The organism is Pseudomonas sp. GM78 (assembly GCF_000282475.1).
Lineage (GTDB): Bacteria > Pseudomonadota > Gammaproteobacteria > Pseudomonadales > Pseudomonadaceae > Aquipseudomonas.
On record NZ_AKJF01000021.1, the window covers coordinates 44552 to 61894 of the forward strand.

The 17343-nt window shown below is 61.9% G+C and carries 11 protein-coding genes; 8 read left to right on the forward strand and 3 right to left on the reverse strand.

Annotation, left to right across the window (positions count from 1 at the left end; all coding sequences use genetic code 11):
- The first annotated feature begins 83 nt into the window (after positions 1 to 83).
- The 7 genes from tpx to PMI35_RS29065 all read left to right on the forward strand — a co-directional run bounded on the left by tpx (position 84) and on the right by PMI35_RS29065 (position 12956).
- Entirely contained in the window at positions 84 to 584 is a 501-nt protein-coding gene (gene tpx / locus PMI35_RS29095) for a thiol peroxidase (protein WP_008055176.1), read from the forward strand.
- A gap of 178 nt (positions 585 to 762) precedes the next feature.
- Positions 763 to 2079 carry an MdtA/MuxA family multidrug efflux RND transporter periplasmic adaptor subunit gene (locus PMI35_RS29090; protein ID WP_032831312.1) on the forward strand — a complete coding sequence of 439 codons (1317 nt, stop codon included), beginning with the start codon at positions 763 to 765 and terminating at the stop codon, positions 2077 to 2079.
- The gene (locus PMI35_RS29085) at positions 2076 to 5180 is read left to right on the forward strand and encodes an MdtB/MuxB family multidrug efflux RND transporter permease subunit (RefSeq protein ID WP_008055179.1); all 3105 of its coding nucleotides are present in this window, start codon (positions 2076 to 2078) and stop codon (positions 5178 to 5180) included. Before PMI35_RS29090 ends, PMI35_RS29085 begins: the two co-directional genes overlap by 4 nt.
- Positions 5177 to 8284, forward strand: coding sequence for an efflux RND transporter permease subunit (locus PMI35_RS29080; RefSeq protein WP_008055181.1), 3108 nt, complete (start codon positions 5177 to 5179; stop codon positions 8282 to 8284). The genes PMI35_RS29085 and PMI35_RS29080 overlap by 4 nt, the downstream gene beginning before the upstream one ends.
- Positions 8281 to 9768: an efflux transporter outer membrane subunit gene (locus PMI35_RS29075; protein ID WP_008055183.1), complete on the forward strand. Its 1488-nt coding sequence runs from the start codon at positions 8281 to 8283 to the stop codon at positions 9766 to 9768. The genes PMI35_RS29080 and PMI35_RS29075 overlap by 4 nt, the downstream gene beginning before the upstream one ends.
- A 267-nt stretch (positions 9769 to 10035) precedes the next feature.
- Positions 10036 to 12117, forward strand: a complete 2082-nt coding sequence (locus tag PMI35_RS29070; RefSeq protein WP_008055187.1) for a putative bifunctional diguanylate cyclase/phosphodiesterase — start codon at positions 10036 to 10038, stop codon at positions 12115 to 12117.
- A 92-nt stretch (positions 12118 to 12209) separates the two neighbouring features.
- Positions 12210 to 12956 carry an SDR family oxidoreductase gene (locus tag PMI35_RS29065; RefSeq protein ID WP_008055188.1) on the forward strand — a complete coding sequence of 249 codons (747 nt, stop codon included), beginning with the start codon at positions 12210 to 12212 and terminating at the stop codon, positions 12954 to 12956.
- A gap of 90 nt (positions 12957 to 13046) precedes the next feature.
- Here PMI35_RS29065 and mapR read toward each other — a convergent pair whose 3' ends face one another.
- From mapR to PMI35_RS29050, 3 genes are all read right to left on the reverse strand, one after another.
- Positions 13047 to 14456, reverse strand: a complete 1410-nt coding sequence (gene mapR / locus PMI35_RS29060) for a GntR family transcriptional regulator MpaR (RefSeq protein ID WP_008055189.1) — start codon at positions 14454 to 14456, stop codon at positions 13047 to 13049.
- A gap of 132 nt (positions 14457 to 14588) precedes the next feature.
- A complete protein-coding gene (ccoG, locus tag PMI35_RS29055) occupies positions 14589 to 16019 on the reverse strand; it encodes a cytochrome c oxidase accessory protein CcoG (RefSeq protein WP_008055190.1) in 1431 nt (476 codons plus the stop codon).
- A gap of 195 nt (positions 16020 to 16214) precedes the next feature.
- Positions 16215 to 16448: a DUF3203 family protein gene (locus PMI35_RS29050; protein WP_008055191.1), complete on the reverse strand. Its 234-nt coding sequence runs from the start codon at positions 16446 to 16448 to the stop codon at positions 16215 to 16217.
- 135 nt (positions 16449 to 16583) lie between these two features.
- Here PMI35_RS29050 and PMI35_RS29045 point away from each other — a divergent pair, with 135 nt between their 5' ends.
- Complete coding sequence (locus PMI35_RS29045) at positions 16584 to 17087, forward strand: MgtC/SapB family protein (RefSeq protein ID WP_008055193.1); 504 nt, start codon at positions 16584 to 16586, stop codon at positions 17085 to 17087.
- Positions 17088 to 17343 lie beyond the last annotated feature (256 nt).

Consider the following 17343-nt stretch of genomic DNA (forward strand, 5'->3'; position numbering starts at 1 on the left):
ACCCCATAGGTCACCGGCGCATTTCGTGGTTAACTTCTGCCTCTTCAAAATTCTCCACCCCAACGTTCAGAAGGACTCCGTTCATGGCTCAAGTCACTCTTAAAGGCAATCCGGTTCAAGTCAACGGCCAACTGCCTCAAGCCGGTTCCAAGGCGCCAGCCTTTTCCCTGGTTGCCGGCAATCTGTCCGACGTCACCCTGCAAGACTTTGCCGGCAAGCGCAAAGTGCTGAACATTTTCCCAAGCATCGATACTCCGACCTGCGCCACCTCCGTGCGCCAGTTCAACGCCAAGGCGAGCAGCGTCGACAACACCGTGGTGCTGTGCATCTCCGCTGACCTGCCGTTCGCCCAAGCCCGCTTCTGCGGTGCCGAAGGCCTGGAAAACGTTCAGAACCTGTCTACCCTGCGCGGTGCCGAGTTCATCGAGAACTACGGCGTTGCCATCGCTGATGGCCCGCTCAAGGGCCTGACCGCCCGTGCCGTGGTGGTTCTGGACGAGAACGACAACGTGCTGCACAGCGAGCTGGTCAAGGAAATCGCTGACGAGCCAAACTACGAAGCGGCCCTTGCCGTTCTGAAATAAGTAAAGCATTACAATTGTTAACGGCCTGGCCCTGTCCAGGCCGTTTTCATTTGTGTTTCAGTGTCTTGGATAAATCTCCTGTTACGTAAGCCGAAGGTAAATTGCCGGTAAAGGCGCTTTGCTTAAGACCCGCCAGTGCTTATCGTTCAGCCTCATGTAAAACAAGCCCACGCGCCCAATGGTTGATCACTCAATGCAATCCTCTGCTTCCCGTAGTCCTCGTCGCTGGCTGTTTGGCCTGCTTGTCCTGTTGGTCATCGCTGCCCTGTGCTGGAAATTCTGTCCCGGCAGCGGTTCGCCGAAAGAGGGCGCGCAGCCGAAAGCCGTGGCCGGCCACACCGGCAGGTCAGGCGGGATGCGGCCAGGGTTCGGCGGGGCGGCGGGGCCGGTGCCGGTGCGCGTTGCGCCGGCGGTCACGGGAGATTTCCCGCTGTATTACAAGGCGCTGGGCACGGTGACGGCGCTGAACACCATCAATGTTCGCAGCCGTGTCGGCGGCGAACTGATGAAGATCTATTTCGAGGAAGGGCAGATGGTCAAGGCTGGCGATCTGCTGGCTGAAATCGACCCGCGCCCTTACCAGAACGCCTTGCTCCAGGCTGAAGGCACCTTGCTGCAGAACCAGGCGCAGTTGAAGAATGCCCAGGTTGACGTCGAGCGTTACACCGGCCTCTACCGCGAGGACAGCATCGCCAAACAGACCCTGGACACCGCCGTAGCGCTGGTCGGTCAGTTCCAGGGCACGGTCAAGACCAACCAGGCGGCGGTCAACGACGCCAAGCTCAATCTCGAATTCACCAAGATCCGCGCCCCCATTACCGGTCGCGTCGGCCTGCGCCAGCTCGATGTTGGCAACCTGGTAGCAGCCAACGACACCACGGCGCTGGCGATCATCACCCAGACCCAACCGATCAGCGTCGCCTTCACTTTGCCGGAAAACAGCCTTGATGTGGTGCTGGCACGCTATCGCAGCGGCGCCAAGCTGCCGGCCGAAGCCTGGGATCGCGGCGATACCAAGCTGCAGGCCACCGGCGTGCTGCAGAGCCTGGACAACCAGATCGACGTCACCACCGGTACCCTGAAATTCAAGGCACGTTACGAGAACCGCGACCAATCGTTGTTCCCCAACCAGTTCGTCAACGTTCGCCTGCTGGCGGACACCCTCAAAGGCGTGGTGCTTGCGCCATCGGCGGCGATCCAGTTCGGCACCAACGGCACCTTCGTCTATGCCCTGGACGGCGACAAGAAGGTCAAGATCCGCCAACTGAAAATCGGCGCCAGCGACGGCGAAAACACCGTGGTCACCGAAGGCCTGTCCGCCGGGGATCGTGTGGTGCTGGAAGGCACCGACCGCTTGAAGGACGGCAGCGACGTGGAAGTGGTCAACGACCCGCAGCAAGTGCCGACCAGCCCGGCGGGCCACCTGCAGGGTAAATCGGCGGCCAACGCGCCTGAGCCGGCGACCACCGACAAGGCGAAAAAGGGCGGCGCATGAATCTCTCGCGGCTGTTCATCCTTCGCCCGGTAGCGACCACCCTGAGCATGCTGGCCATTATCCTGGCCGGCGTGATCGCCTATCGCTTGCTACCGGTGTCGGCCTTGCCTCAGGTCGATTACCCGACCATCCGCGTCATGACCCTGTATCCCGGCGCGAGCCCGGATGTCATGACCAGCGCCGTGACCGCGCCACTTGAGCGTCAGTTCGGGCAGATGCCCGGCCTGACCCAGATGGCGTCCACCAGCTCCGGCGGCGCCTCGGTGCTGACCCTGCGTTTCAGCCTCGACATCAACATGGACGTCGCCGAACAGCAGGTACAGGCGGCAATCAATGCCGCGACCAACCTGTTGCCCAAGGATTTGCCGGCACCGCCGGTGTACAACAAGGTCAACCCGGCCGACACCCCGGTGCTGACCCTGGCCATCACCTCCAAGACCATGCTGTTGCCCAAGCTCAATGACCTGGTCGACACCCGCATGGCGCAGAAAATCGCCCAGATCAGCGGCGTCGGCATGGTCAGCATCGCCGGTGGCCAGCGCCAAGCCGTGCGGATCAAGGTCAACCCTGAGGCCCTGGCGGCCAATGGCCTGAACCTTTCGGACGTGCGCACCCTGATCGGCGCGTCCAATGTCAACCAGCCCAAGGGCAACTTCGACGGCCCGACCCGGGTCTCGATGCTCGATGCCAACGATCAACTGACCTCGCCCAAGGACTACGCCAACCTGATTCTGGCCTACGCCAATGGCGCGCCGTTGCGGCTTAAAGATGTGGCGGAAATCGTCGACGGCGCCGAGAACGAGCGCCTGGCGGCCTGGGCCAACGAAAACCAGGCGGTGCTGCTGAACATCCAGCGTCAGCCCGGGGCCAACGTCATCGAAGTGGTGGACCGGATCAAGGCCTTGCTGCCGAGCATCACCGACAACCTGCCGGCCGGCCTCGACGTCACGGTGCTGACCGACCGCACCCAGACCATCCGAGCCTCGGTCACGGACGTACAGCACGAATTGCTGATCGCCATCGCCCTGGTGGTGATGGTTACCTTCCTGTTCCTGCGCCGGGCCAGTGCCACGATCATTCCGTCGGTGGCCGTGCCGCTGTCGTTGATCGGCACCTTCGGTGTCATGTACCTCGCGGGCTTTTCGGTCAACAACCTGACCCTGATGGCCCTGACCATCGCCACCGGCTTCGTGGTGGACGATGCGATCGTGATGCTGGAGAACATTTCCCGGTTCATCGAAGAGGGCGACAGCCCGTTGAACGCGGCGCTCAAGGGCGCCAAACAGATCGGTTTCACCCTGATCTCCCTGACCCTGTCGCTGATTGCGGTGCTGATCCCTCTGCTGTTCATGGCCGACGTGGTGGGGCGGCTGTTCCGCGAATTCGCCATCACCCTCGCGGTGGCGATCCTGATTTCCCTGGTGGTGTCCCTGACCCTGACCCCGATGATGTGCGCGCGGCTGCTCAAGCGTGAACCCAAGGAAGAAGAGCAGGGCCGTTTCTATCGTGCGAGCGGCGCGGCAATTGATTGGATGATCGCGGCTTACGGACGCAAGTTAAAGTGGGTTCTCAAGCATCAACCGCTGACGCTACTGGTGGCGATCGGTACCCTGGCGTTGACGGTGTTCCTGTACATGGTGGTGCCCAAGGGGTTCTTTCCGGTGCAGGACACCGGGGTGATCCAGGGCATTTCCGAGGCACCGCAGTCGATTTCCTTCGCGGCGATGAGTGAGCGTCAGCAGGAATTGGCCAAGGTGATCCTGGCGGATCCGGCGGTCGAGAGCCTGTCGTCCTACATCGGCGTCGACGGCGACAACTCGACGCTCAACAGCGGCCGGCTGCTGATCAACCTCAAAGCCCACAACGACCGCGACCTGAGCGCGACGCAAGTGATCGCGCGCTTGCAGCCGGAGCTGGACAAACTGGTCGGCATTCGCCTGTTCATGCAACCGGTGCAGGACCTGACCATCGAAGATCGGGTCAGCCGTACGCAATACCAGTTCAGCATGTCGTCACCGGATTCCGAGCTGCTCAGCCTGTGGAGCGGGCGCCTGGTCGAAGCGCTGGCCCAGCGCCCGGAACTGACCGATGTTGCCAGCGACCTGCAGGACAAAGGCTTGCAGGTCTATCTGGTGATCGATCGCGACGCCGCGTCGCGGGTCGGCGTGTCGGTGTCGAACATTACCGACGCGCTGTACGACGCCTTCGGTCAGCGGCAGATTTCCACCATCTACACCCAGGCCAGCCAGTACCGCGTGGTGCTGCAATCGCAGTCCGGCGAGAAGATCGGTCCGCAGGCGCTGGACCAGATCCACGTCAAGACCACCGATGGCGGGCAAGTGCGCCTGTCCAGCCTTGCGCATATCGAAGAGCGCCAGGCGCAACTGGCGATCACCCACATCGGCCAGTTTCCGGCGGTGATGATGTCGTTCAACCTGGCGCCCGGCGTGGCGCTGGGGCATGCGGTAGAGATCATCGAGCAGGTGCAGCAGGACATCGGCATGCCAATTGGCGTGCAGACCCAGTTCCAGGGCGCGGCCGAAGCGTTCCAGGCGTCGCTGTCGAGCACCTTGCTGCTGATCCTGGCGGCGGTGGTGACCATGTACATCGTGCTGGGCGTGCTCTACGAGAGCTACATCCACCCGATCACCATTCTGTCGACCTTGCCCTCGGCGGCGGTCGGCGCCTTGCTGGCGTTGATCCTCAGTGGAAATGACCTGGGGATGATCGCGATCATCGGCATCATCCTGCTGATCGGCATCGTGAAGAAGAACGCGATCATGATGATCGACTTCGCCCTCGACGCCGAACGCAACCAGGGCGTGGACCCGGAGACGGCGATCTATCAGGCGGCACTGTTGCGTTTCCGGCCGATCCTGATGACCACCCTGGCGGCCCTGTTCGGCGCGGTGCCGTTGATGCTGGCCACCGGTTCCGGTGCGGAGTTGCGTCAACCGCTGGGCCTGGTGATGGTCGGCGGCCTGCTGTTGAGCCAGGTTTTGACCTTGTTCACCACGCCGGTGATCTACCTGTACTTCGACCGTCTCGGTCGACGCTGGGGTCGCAAGCCTGAACCAGCGGACGCGGTAGAGCAGCCATGAACCTGTCGGGACCTTTCATCAAGCGCCCGGTTGCGACCATGCTGCTGAGCCTGGCGATCATGTTACTGGGCGGGGTCAGCTTCGGCCTGTTGCCGGTGTCACCGCTGCCGCAAATGGACTTCCCGGTGATCGTGGTGCAGGCCAGTCTGCCCGGCGCCAGCCCCGAGGTCATGGCGTCGACGGTGGCTACACCGCTTGAGCGTTCCTTCGGCGCCATCGCCGGGGTCAACACCATGAGCAGCCGCTCCAGCCAGGGCTCGACCCGGGTCATTCTGCAATTCGACCTGGACCGCGACATCAACGGCGCGGCGCGGGAAGTGCAGGCGGCGATCAATGCCTCGCGCAACCTGCTGCCCAGCGGCATGCGCAGCATGCCGACCTACAAGAAGGTCAACCCGTCCCAGGCGCCGATCATGGTGCTGTCGCTGACCTCGGACGTGCTGGAAAAAGGCCAGCTCTATGACCTGGCCTCGACCATCCTGTCCCAGAGCCTGTCGCAGGTGCAGGGCGTGGGCGAAGTACAGATCGGCGGCAGCTCCCTGCCGGCGGTGCGCATCGAACTCGAACCCCAGGCGCTCAACCAGTACGGCGTGGCCCTGGACGATGTGCGCAACACCATTGCCAATGCCAACGTGCGCCGGCCCAAGGGCTCGGTCGAAGACGATCAGCGCCTGTGGCAGGTGCAAGCCAACGATCAACTGGAAAAGGCCAAGGACTACGAGTCGCTGATCATTCACTACGCGGACGGCGCAGCCCTGCGCCTGAAGGATGTGGCCAAGGTCAGCGATGGCGTCGAGGACCGCTACAACAGCGGTTTCTTCAACAACGATTCGGCGGTACTGCTGGTGATCAACCGCCAGGCCGGCGCCAACATCATCGAGACGGTCAACGAGATCAAGGCCCAATTGCCAGCGTTGCAGGCTGTGCTGCCGGCCAGCGTCAAGCTGAACCTGGCCATGGACCGCTCGCCGGTGATCAAGGCCACGCTGCACGAAGCGGAAATGACCCTGCTGATCGCCGTGGCGCTGGTGATCCTGGTGGTGTTCCTGTTCCTCGGTAACTTCCGTGCGTCGCTGATCCCGACCCTGGCGGTGCCGGTGTCGCTGGTTGGCACCTTTGCCGTGATGTACCTATACGGGTTCTCGCTGAACAACCTGTCGCTGATGGCCTTGATCCTGGCCACCGGGCTGGTGGTGGATGATGCCATCGTGGTGCTGGAGAACATTTCCCGGCACATCGACGCGGGTGTGCGGCCGATGAAGGCCGCGTACCTCGGTGCCCAGGAAGTCGGCTTCACCTTGCTGTCGATGAACGCGTCGCTGGTGGCGGTGTTCCTGTCGATCCTGTTCATGGGCGGGATCATCGAGAGCCTGTTCCGCGAATTTTCCATCACCCTGGCGGCGTCCATCTTGGTGTCGCTGGTGGTCTCGCTGACCTTGACGCCGATGCTCTGTGCCCGCTGGCTCAAGCCACACACACCAGGCCAGGAAAACCGCCTGCAACGCTGGAGTCAGCGGGCCAACGAATGGATGGTCGGCAAGTACGCCACCAGCCTCGATTGGGTGCTGCGTCACCGGCGCCTGACGCTGTTCAGTCTTTTCGTGACAATTGGCGTGAATATCGCGCTGTATATCGTTGTTCCTAAAGTATTTCTTCCGCAGCAAGACACTGGGCAACTGATCGGTTTCGTGCGGGGCGATGACGGTTTGTCGTTCAGTGTGATGCAACCGAAAATGGAGGCCTTCCGCCGCGCCGTGCTCAAGGACGACGCCGTGGAAAGCGTCGCCGGCTTCATTGGTGGCAGCAACGGCACCAACAACGCGTTCATGCTGGTACGCCTCAAGCCGATCAAGGAGCGCAACCTCTCCGCGCAAAAGGTCATCGAACGCCTGCGCAAGGAAATGCCCAAGGTCGCCGGCGCGCAGCTGATGCTGATGGCCGACCAGGACCTGCAGTTTGGCGGCGGTCGCGAACAGACCTCGTCGCAGTATTCCTACATCCTGCAAAGCGGTGACCTGGGCGCGCTACGCGAGTGGTATCCGAAAGTGGTGACCGCGCTCAAGGCGCTGCCGGAATTGACCGCGATCGATGCCCGCGAAGGCCGGGGCGCCCAGCAGGTGACGCTGATCGTCGACCGCGACCAGGCCAAGCGCCTGGGCGTGGACATGGACATGGTCACGGCGGTGCTCAACAACGCCTACGCCCAGCGGCAGATTTCGACCATCTACGACAGCCTCAACCAGTATCAGGTGGTGATGGAGGTCAATCCCAAGTACGCCCAGGACCCGATCACGCTCAAGCAGGTGCAGGTGATCACCGCGGACGGCGCGCGGATTCCGCTGTCGACCATCGCCCATTACGAGAACAGCCTGGCAGACGATCGGGTCAGCCATGAAGGCCAGTTCGCCTCGGAAAGCATTGCCTTCGACATGGCCGAAGGCGTGACCGTGGAGCAGGGCAGTGCCGCCATCGAGCGGGCGATTGCCTCGGTGGGCCTGCCGGAAGAGGTCATCGCGAAAATGGCCGGCACCGCCGATGCCTTCGCCGCGACCCAGAAAAGCCAGCCGTGGATGATCCTCGGTGCGCTGGTGGCGGTGTACCTGGTGCTGGGCGTGCTGTATGAAAGCTACATTCATCCGCTGACCATTCTTTCGACCTTGCCTTCGGCGGGGGTCGGCGCGTTGCTGTCGATCTATGCCCTGGGCGGTGAGTTCAGCCTGATCTCGTTGCTCGGTTTGTTCCTGCTGATCGGTGTGGTGAAGAAAAACGCCATCCTGATGATCGACCTGGCGTTGCAGCTCGAGCGCCATCAGGGCATGGCGCCGCTGGAATCGATTCGCAACGCCTGCCTGCAACGTTTGCGGCCGATCCTGATGACCACCCTGGCGGCGATCCTTGGCGCCTTGCCGCTATTGCTGAGCCGTGCTGAAGGCGCGGAAATGCGCCAGCCGCTGGGCCTGACCATCATCGGCGGGCTGATCTTCAGCCAGGTGCTGACCCTTTACACCACCCCGGTGGTTTACCTCTATCTCGACAAACTGCGCCATCGCTTCAACCATTGGCGTGGGGTGCGTACCGACGTTGCTCTGGAAACTCCGCTATGACTGACCGTTCGCTGTTCAACCTGGCTACACCGCTGATTACCGCCCGAGGGTCGCGGTTGCTGAGCCTGTCGCTGTGCGTGGCGATGCTCAGTGCCTGCGCCGTCGGCCCGGATTACCAGCGCCCGCAAACCGCAGACCCTGCGCAGTACAAGGAAGCGGCCGGCTGGACCCAGGCCAATCCGAGCGATTCCCTCGCCCGCGGTGCGTGGTGGGAGCTGTACGGCGACCGGCAACTCAATGGCCTGATCGAGCAACTCAACAGCGCCAACCAGACCGTTGCCCAGTCTGAAGCCCAGTACCGCCAGGCCCAAGCCTTGGTGCGCAGCGCCCGGGGTGCGTTTTTTCCGACGGTGGACCTGAGCCTGGGGAAAAACCGCTCCAGCCAGGGCACCGGCAGCAGCAGTTCCAGCCTGACCAGTTCGTCCAGTGGTATTCGTGACACCTACACCGCCCAGGCCGGGGTCAGTTGGGAGGCCGATGTCTGGGGCAAACTGCGCCGCGGCCTCGAAGCCGACACCGCCAATGCCCAGGCGAGTTTTGCCGATCTGGCGGCGATGCGCCTGAGCCAGCAGTCGGAGCTGGTGCAGAACTACCTGCAATTGCGCGTGATGGACGAGCAGAAACGCTTGCTGGAAGCGACCGTCGCGGCTTACCAGCGTTCGCTGAAAATGACTGAAAACCAGTACCGTGCCGGGGTTTCCGGCAAGGACGCGGTGGCCCAGGCCCAGACGCAACTCAAGGGCACCGAGGCGGATATGGTCGACCTGATCTGGCAGCGTGCCCAACTGGAAAACGCCATCGCCGTGCTGATCGGCCTGCCGCCGGCCGAATTCAGCCTGGCGGAAACCCAGAGCATCCCTGCCTTGCCTGATGTGCCACTGAGCCTGCCTTCGCAACTGCTGGAACGCCGACCGGACATCGCCTCGGCGGAACGCTCGGTCATCGCCGCGAACGCCAACATCGGCGTGGCCAAGGCCGCTTATTACCCGGACCTGACCCTGAACCTGAACGGCGGCTACAGCAGCAGCACGTCGAAAGACTTGTTCAGCCTGCCGAACCGCTTCTGGTCGGTCGGCCCGCAACTGGGCATGACCTTGTTCGACGGCGGTCAGCGGTCGGCGGAAGTGGACCGCAGCGAAGCGGCTTACGACGAAACCGTGGCCAAATACCGTCAGACCGTACTCGACGGTTTCCGCGAGGTGGAGAACTTTCTGGTCCAGCTCAAGGTGCTGCAGGACGAAGCCGTGGTGCGCCAACAGGCGCTGGACGCGGCCCGCGAATCGTTGCGCCTGACCGAGAACCAGTACAAGGCGGGGGTGATCGCCTACCTCGATGTGGTGGTGGTCCAGGCCGCGGCATTGAACAATGAACGCAGTACCCTCGACCTGTTGCAGAGCCGCCTGATCGCCAGTGTCCAGTTGATTGCGGCGCTGGGTGGCGGCTGGGACGGGCAGCTAACCCCTGATCAACGTGCCTCATTGTAGGAGCGAGCCTGCTCGCGATGGACGTCAACGATAACGCGGATTGTCTGGATGCCCGCGTCATCGTTGACGACCATCGCGAGCGGGCTCGCTCCTACAGGTTCAGATTCGCTTTGATAGAGTTAATGTAAAACCTTAAAACAAGCGTTTCATCGCCTTGCTGGCATTTTGCTCATTTTGTGAGTGCGTTCTCATTTGGAATCAGTACAATCGGCCGGATTTACACCTCCGAGAATGGAAGCAGTACGGGGGTGATTGCGAGACACTTCCATGCTCATCGGTAGTTATTCCCCAACGCTGGTCATCATTTCGCTCTGTGTGGCAATTCTTGCGTCATACACTGCACTGGACCTGACCGGGCGCATTGCCACGGCCAAGGGCCGGGCGGTGCATTGCTGGACGGCGGGCGGCGCGTTCGCCATGGGTATCGGTGTATGGTCGATGCATTTCATCGGCATGCTCGCCTTCAAGCTGCCCATCGATCTGGGGTACGACCTCTCTATCACCTTGCTGTCGCTGTTGATCGGCATCCTGTCATGCGGCTTCGCCCTGTGGCTGGTCAGTCAGGCACAGTTACCGGCCTGGCAGCTGGCGTTCGGTGCGCTGGTCATGGGCGCCGGCATCAGTGCCATGCATTACACCGGCATGGCGGCCATGCGCATGCAGCCGGGCATCGACTATGACCCGACGCTGTTCAGCGCCTCGTTGCTGATCGCGGTCGGTGCCTCCGGCGCTGCACTGTGGATTGCGTTCCGCCTGCGCCAGCACACGCCTTATGTCCGTCTGATCCGCGGTGGCGCGGCGGTGATCATGGGCATTGCCATCGTCGGCATGCACTACACCGGCATGGCCGCCGCGCAATTTCCCGAAGGCAGTTTTTGCGGCGCAGCGGGCAATGGCCTGAGCGGCAACGGCCTCGACAACCTGGTACTGATCACCACCCTGGCGGTATTGAGCATCGCCTTGCTGACCTCGATCCTCGATGCGCGCCTGGAAGCACGAACCGCCAGCCTTGCCCAGTCGCTGACCGAAGCCAACCGCGAACTCACCCAGCTGGCCTTGCACGACACCCTGACCGGCCTGCCAAATCGGGTGTTGCTGGCCGACCGCATCGATCAGGGCATTTCCAGGGTCGACAATGAGGGCGGTTGCCTGGCATTGATGTTCATCGATCTCGATGGCTTCAAGCCGGTCAATGACGCCTTCGGTCACCATATGGGCGACCAGTTGCTGCGCGAAGTCAGCCTGCGCCTGCGTGAAGACCTGCGCGGCCAGGACACCCTGGCGCGCATCGGTGGCGACGAGTTCGTGCTGCTGGTGCAATTGAGCGAGCCGGACGACGCGATGAACCTCGCCGCCCGCCAGGTGAGCTTGATCGCCCGTGCATTCCGGGTGGCCGAGCATGATCTGCAGATCTCCGCCAGCGTCGGCATCGCCCTGTATCCGGGCAATGGCCAGACCGCTCACGAATTGCTGATGAACGCCGATGCGGCGATGTACCACGCCAAGGGCACGGGCAAGAACGGCTACAGCTTCTTCGATGCCTCGATGAACAGCAACGCGCGCAAGCAGCTGCAATTGCTGCAAGACCTGCGCAATGCCGTGGACCAGAACGAGTTCAGCCTGCACTACCAGCCCAAATTCGATGCCCACAACGGCCGTCCGGTGGGGGCCGAAGCGTTGTTGCGCTGGGAGCATCCGACCCAGGGCATGCTGCTGCCGGACAAGTTCATTGAACTGGCGGAGAAGACCGGACTGATCATTCCCATCGGCGAATGGGTTCTCAACGAAGCCTGCCGCCAGATGCGCGAATGGTACGTGCTCGGCTACACCGGTTGGCGCATCGCGGTGAACCTCTCGGCCTTGCAATTTTGCCATGTGGGCCTGGTGCAGAGTGTCGCCAAGGCGCTGGCCACCCACCATTTGCCGGCCAACAGCCTGACCCTGGAAATCACCGAGACCACCGCCATGAGCGATGCCGATGCCAGCATGACGGTGCTACAGGAGCTGTCGGACATGGGCGTTGACCTGTCCATCGACGACTTTGGTACCGGCTACTCGAGCTTGATGTACCTCAAGCGCCTGCCGGCCAACGAGCTGAAGATCGACCGCGGTTTCGTCCGCGACCTGGAACGTGACAGCGATGACGCCGCCATCGTTTCGGCCATTGTCGCCCTCGGTCAGGCGCTGGGCTTGCGGATCGTCGCCGAAGGCGTGGAAACGGGCTCGCAGCAGGACTTCCTGACCCAACTCGGTTGTGATTCGCTGCAGGGCTACCTGCTGGGGCACCCGTTGCCGGCCGAACGCTTCATGAAGGAAATCCACCGCAGCGAGCAATTGGAACTGGCCTGATCTGGCCGGGCCGATGACGGTGCCATGCAAAATCCGCAAATGGCGGTTATTCTTCCCCCCGACTGCATAGGCTTGAAAGGGGGAATGCTTGCATGGACAAAGTCATCGTCATCACTGGTGCCAGTCGTGGCATTGGTGCCGCTACAGCGCTGTTGGCCGCCAAACAGGGCTATCGGATCTGCATCAACTACCAGGCCGATGAGCAGGCGGCGCACACGGTGCTGGACCAGGTCCGCGCCTTGGGTGCCCAAGCCATCGCCGTGCGCGCCGACGTCAGCATCGAAGACGAAGTCATCGCCTTGTTCAACCGGGTGGACAGCGAGCTGGGGCGGGTCACGGCGCTGGTGAACAACGCCGGCACCGTGGGGCAAAAATCCCGGGTCGACGAAATGTCCGAATTCCGCATCCTCAAAATCCTCAAGACCAACGTGTTGGCGCCAGTCCTCTGCGCCAAGCACGCCATCTTGCGCATGTCGCCCAAGCACGGCGGGCAGGGCGGCAGCATTGTCAACGTCTCCTCGGTCGCCGCGCGTTTGGGCTCACCCAACGAGTACGTCGATTACGCAGCCTCCAAGGGCGCGCTCGATACCTTCACCATCGGCCTGTCCAAGGAAGTGGCGGGTGAGGGGATCCGGGTGAACGCCGTCCGTCCGGGCTACATCTACACCGATTTCCACGCCCTGAGCGGCGATCCGGATCGGGTCAGCAAGCTGGAGTCGGCGATACCGATGGCCCGCGGCGGGCGGCCGGATGAGGTGGCGGAGGCGATTGTGTGGTTGTTGTCGGACAAGGCGTCTTATGCGACGGGGACCTTTGTCGATCTTGGCGGCGGCCGGTAAACATCAAGATCAAAAGATCGCAGCCTGCGGCAGCTCCTACATGGGATTGCATTTCCCTGTAGGAGCTGCCGCAGGCTGCGATCTTTGCTTTTAGAAGGATCTTACAATCCGCCCCAACGTCTCCATCGCCTTCTCCGCCGCCTCATCCCAAGGGCTGCCATAATTCAACCGGATACAATTCCTGAAACGCTGCGTGGGCGAAAAAATCGGCCCCGGGGCAATGCTGATCCCTTGCGCCAACGCCATCTGGAACAACTTCAACGAATCCATCTGCTCGGGTAATTCCAGCCAGAGGAAGTAGCCGCCAGCCGGTTGGCTGACGCGGGTCTGTGCCGGGAAATAGCGCGCAATCGCCGACAGCATGGCGCTTTGCTGTTCCTCCAGGGCGTAACGCAACCTGCGCAAATGCCGATCGTAACCGCCGTGTTGCAGGTAGTCGGCAATGGCTGCCTGGGCCGGCATCGATGCGCAAAGGGAGGTCATGAGTTTGAGCCGCTCGATCTTCTGCGCATAGCGCCCGGCGGCGACCCAGCCAATGCGGTAACCCGGGGCCAGGCTCTTGGCGAAAGAACCACAGTGCATTACCAACCCTTCGGTATCGAACGCTTTCGCCGGTTTCGGCGCCTGTTGGCCGTAATAGAGTTCGGCGTAGACGTCGTCTTCGATCAATGGCACTTGATGGACGCGCAGCAATTCCACCAGTTCGCGTTTTTTCGATTCGGGCATGGTCGCGCCCATGGGGTTCTGGAAACTGGTCATGCACCAGCACGCCTTGATCGGGTGGCGTTCCAGGGTTTGCGCGAGCACACCGAGGTCGATGCCGTCGCGCGGGTGCACGGGGATTTCCACGGCCTTGAGTTTCAAACGTTCCAGTACTTGCAGGCAGGCGTAGAACGCCGGGGCCTCGATGGCCACCAGGTCGCCGGGTTGGGTCACGGCTTGCAGGCACAGGTTCAGGGCTTCCAGCGCGCCGTTGGTGATCAACAACTCTTCCATGGGCAGCATCAAGCCGCCAACCATGTAGCGCAGGGCAATTTGCCGGCGCAGTTGCGGGTTGCCCGGCGACATGTCGGTGACCACCATGCGCGGGTCCATGTCCCGGGCAGCGCTGGCCAGGGAGCGGGACAGGCGTTGCAGCGGAAACAGGGTCGGGCTGGGGAATGCCGAACCGAAGGCTACGGTGTTCGGGTCCTTGATCGATTCGAGGACCGAGAACACCAGTTCGCTGACGTCGACTTCGGTGGATTCGTTGACCTGGCTGCTGATCACCGGCTCGGAAAACGGCCGGGGTGCATGGGCGTTGACAAAGTAGCCGGAGCGTGGCCGGGCGCGAATCAGGCCGCGACGCTCGAGCAAGTAGTACGCCTGGAACACCGTGGAAGGGCTGACCCCATGGGTCTGGCTGGCGTAGCGCACCGACGGCACGCGCTGGCCGGGCCCGAGGACGCCGGTGCGGATCAGTTCAGCGATATCATCGGCGAATTTTTCGTAGCGTTTCATCTAAGTCCCGGTGCAGTCAGTCTGGGAAATCGGTGGCGATTTCATCGCTGGCAAGCCGCCAGCTCCCACATGGACGATGCAGTACCTGTGGGAGCGGGCTTGCCCGCGATAGAAGCACCGCAGTCTAAAGCCTTAACGGTTCATCGGCGCAACAAACCGGCTCTTGGCCACGCTGAAGATGCCCGGCTCATCGCTGTCGACGATCCTGAAACTGATGCTCTGCGAGCTGCTGGCCGGCCGCTCCGTGGTCATCGCCACCGACACCGGCAGATCGACAATCTCGCCGGGTGCCAAGCTAAGCTCAGTCTTGCCATGCAGCTGGAAGCCATCGCCATCCACTAGCGCCAGGCGATAGTCCTGGCGTTGCTGGGTCTTGTTGATGACCTTGAGGCTATAGATGTTTTCGATCTGCCCCAGATTGTTCTCGCGGAACAGGCCGCGGTCCTTGCTCACGTCCAGCGACACCATCGGCCGCTCCATCAGTGCGAAGACCAGCGCAGCGATCATCACCAGCAGAACAGCGGTGTAGCCGATCAACCGTGGCCGCAACAGGTGGGTCTTGCCGCCTTGCAACTGGTGCTCCGAGGTATAGCTGATCAGCCCGCGCTCGTAGCCCATCTTGTCCATGATCGAATCACAGGCGTCGATGCACGCCGCGCAACCGATGCATTCCATCTGCAAGCCGTCGCGAATGTCGATGCCGGTGGGGCAGACCTGCACGCAGAGCTGGCAATCAATGCAGTCACCCAGGCCGACCTCGGCTGGCTTGACCTCGCGCTTGCGCGGGCCACGGTGCTCGCCTCGGGCCACGTCGTAGGAAATGGTCAGGGTATCCTTGTCGAACATCACGCTCTGGAATCGCGCATAGGGGCACATGTGCATGCACACCGCCTCACGCAGCCAGCCGGCGTTAATGTAGGTGGCACCGGTGAAGAACAGCACCCAGAACAGGCTGACGCCGCCCATTTGCCAGGTCAGCAGCTCTTCGGCCAGCGGGCGGATTGGCGTGAAATAGCCGACGAAGGTCAGGCCGGTCAGCAGGCTGATGGCCAGCCACAAGGTGTGCTTGGCAGAACGGCGCAGCAGTTTGTTCAGCCCCCAGGGCGCCGCTTGCAGTTTGATCCGTTGGTTTCGCTCGCCTTCGGTGATCTTCTCGCACCACATGAAGATCCAGGTCCAGGAGCTCTGCGGGCAGGTGTAGCCGCACCAGACGCGACCGGCGAACACGGTGATCGCGAACAGGCCGAACGCGGCAATGATCAGCAGTGCCGAGAGCAGGATGAAATCCTGCGGCCAGAACGTCGCGCCAAAAATGTGGAATTTGCTCTCGGAAAGATCCCAGAGCACCGCCTGGCGGCCACCCCAGTTCAACCACACGGTGCCAAAGAACAACAGGAACAGGAAACCCGCGCCGCTGATGCGCAGGGACCGGAACAGGCCGGTGAAGCTACGGGTGTGGATCAGGTTGTCGCTGGACTTGGCCTTCATCTTTGGACGCGAAGGCTCGAAAGTCTTGACTACGGGGGCGCTTTCCAGGGTTCGGACGGGGATTCTATCGCTCATGGTCTTTCGCTCATCAGCCTCCATCAGGCACGAGCACTATGAGCGGCGATCTGTTTGCATAACAGACTCAGGTATTGCTTTAAAAACCGGATCAGATGGGCGCGCTTAGCCCGCCTGCGACAAGTTGAAGCACCTGTCGCGGCAGGGCCGGGCGCCAGTATCAGACGTTTCGGAGGGGGTGTTGATCCTGGTCAGTCAAATCACCGAACCACTGTCGGTGGCCTTCAAATGCCGGCGACCGTCCACCGCACCTGCTACGGTCAATGCGTCGGCTTCTGCTTCGGTGATGTAGATACGCTGTCCTTCGAGGTCGACCGCCGACATGGCTTTAACGTCATCGGTGATGATGGTCACATCGGGACACAGGCGAATTTCCTCGCCGCTTTCGGTAGTAAAGAAGCAGGTCTGGTTCTCGATGCGTACGGTCATGACGTGATCCTTGATTTCCAGGACTGATGAAGCGTTAGGCTCCGGGCACCGACCATCGTTCTGTGCAACTGATTAATGGTCGGTGCGGTCCATCTTCCATGACCCGTTGCAAGGCTCTTTACGAGGGAGCGCGCCATGAACGCCTGGTGGCATGAAGTCTGGGTGACCCTGCAAGCCGAATTCGCCGACATCGGCGATGCCTCGCAATTGACCCGAATCACGGTGCGCCTGCTGATGGCTGCGGTACTGGGCGGCATTCTCGGTTTCGAGCGCGAGCACAAGGGCAAGGCAGCGGGGGTGCGCACCCACATGTTGGTGGCACTTGGCGCGGCGCTGTTCGTGCTCGTGCCGCAGATGTCCGGCTCCCAGGCCGACGCCATGAGCAGGGTGGTTCAAGGCGTGATTGCCGGGATCGGCTTCCTCGGTGCCGGCACCATCCTGAAAAACCAGGAAGGCGATGAGGGCCACGTCAAGGGCCTGACCACCGCCGCCGGTCTGTGGATGACCGCCGCCATTGGAGTGTCTGCCGGGTTGGGGAGGGAGGCGACGGCGGTGTTGAGTACGTTGCTGGCGTTGCTGATTCTTGGCGTGATGCCCAGTATCGTGAAGATGCTGGAGAAAGACAAAGACCAACTGTAGGAACGAGCCGGCTCCGGGCGGCGTTCCGACGAAAAATTAGAGAACGCCTCGGGGTGTCAGGCTACCAGCGTTTTCGTTCACGCCTATCGCGAGCATGCTCGCTCCTACAGTCGGGGAGCTCATGCTGGCTGTAGTCGAAGTCCCGCTGTAGTAAATGATTCTCCAGCTCCTTGAGTATTGAGCTTCTAGTGTCCTCTTGAAGACTGCGTTCGGTTTGGAAGCAGAGAAATTCGTAGTTGAAGATTTTCAAAGTGTG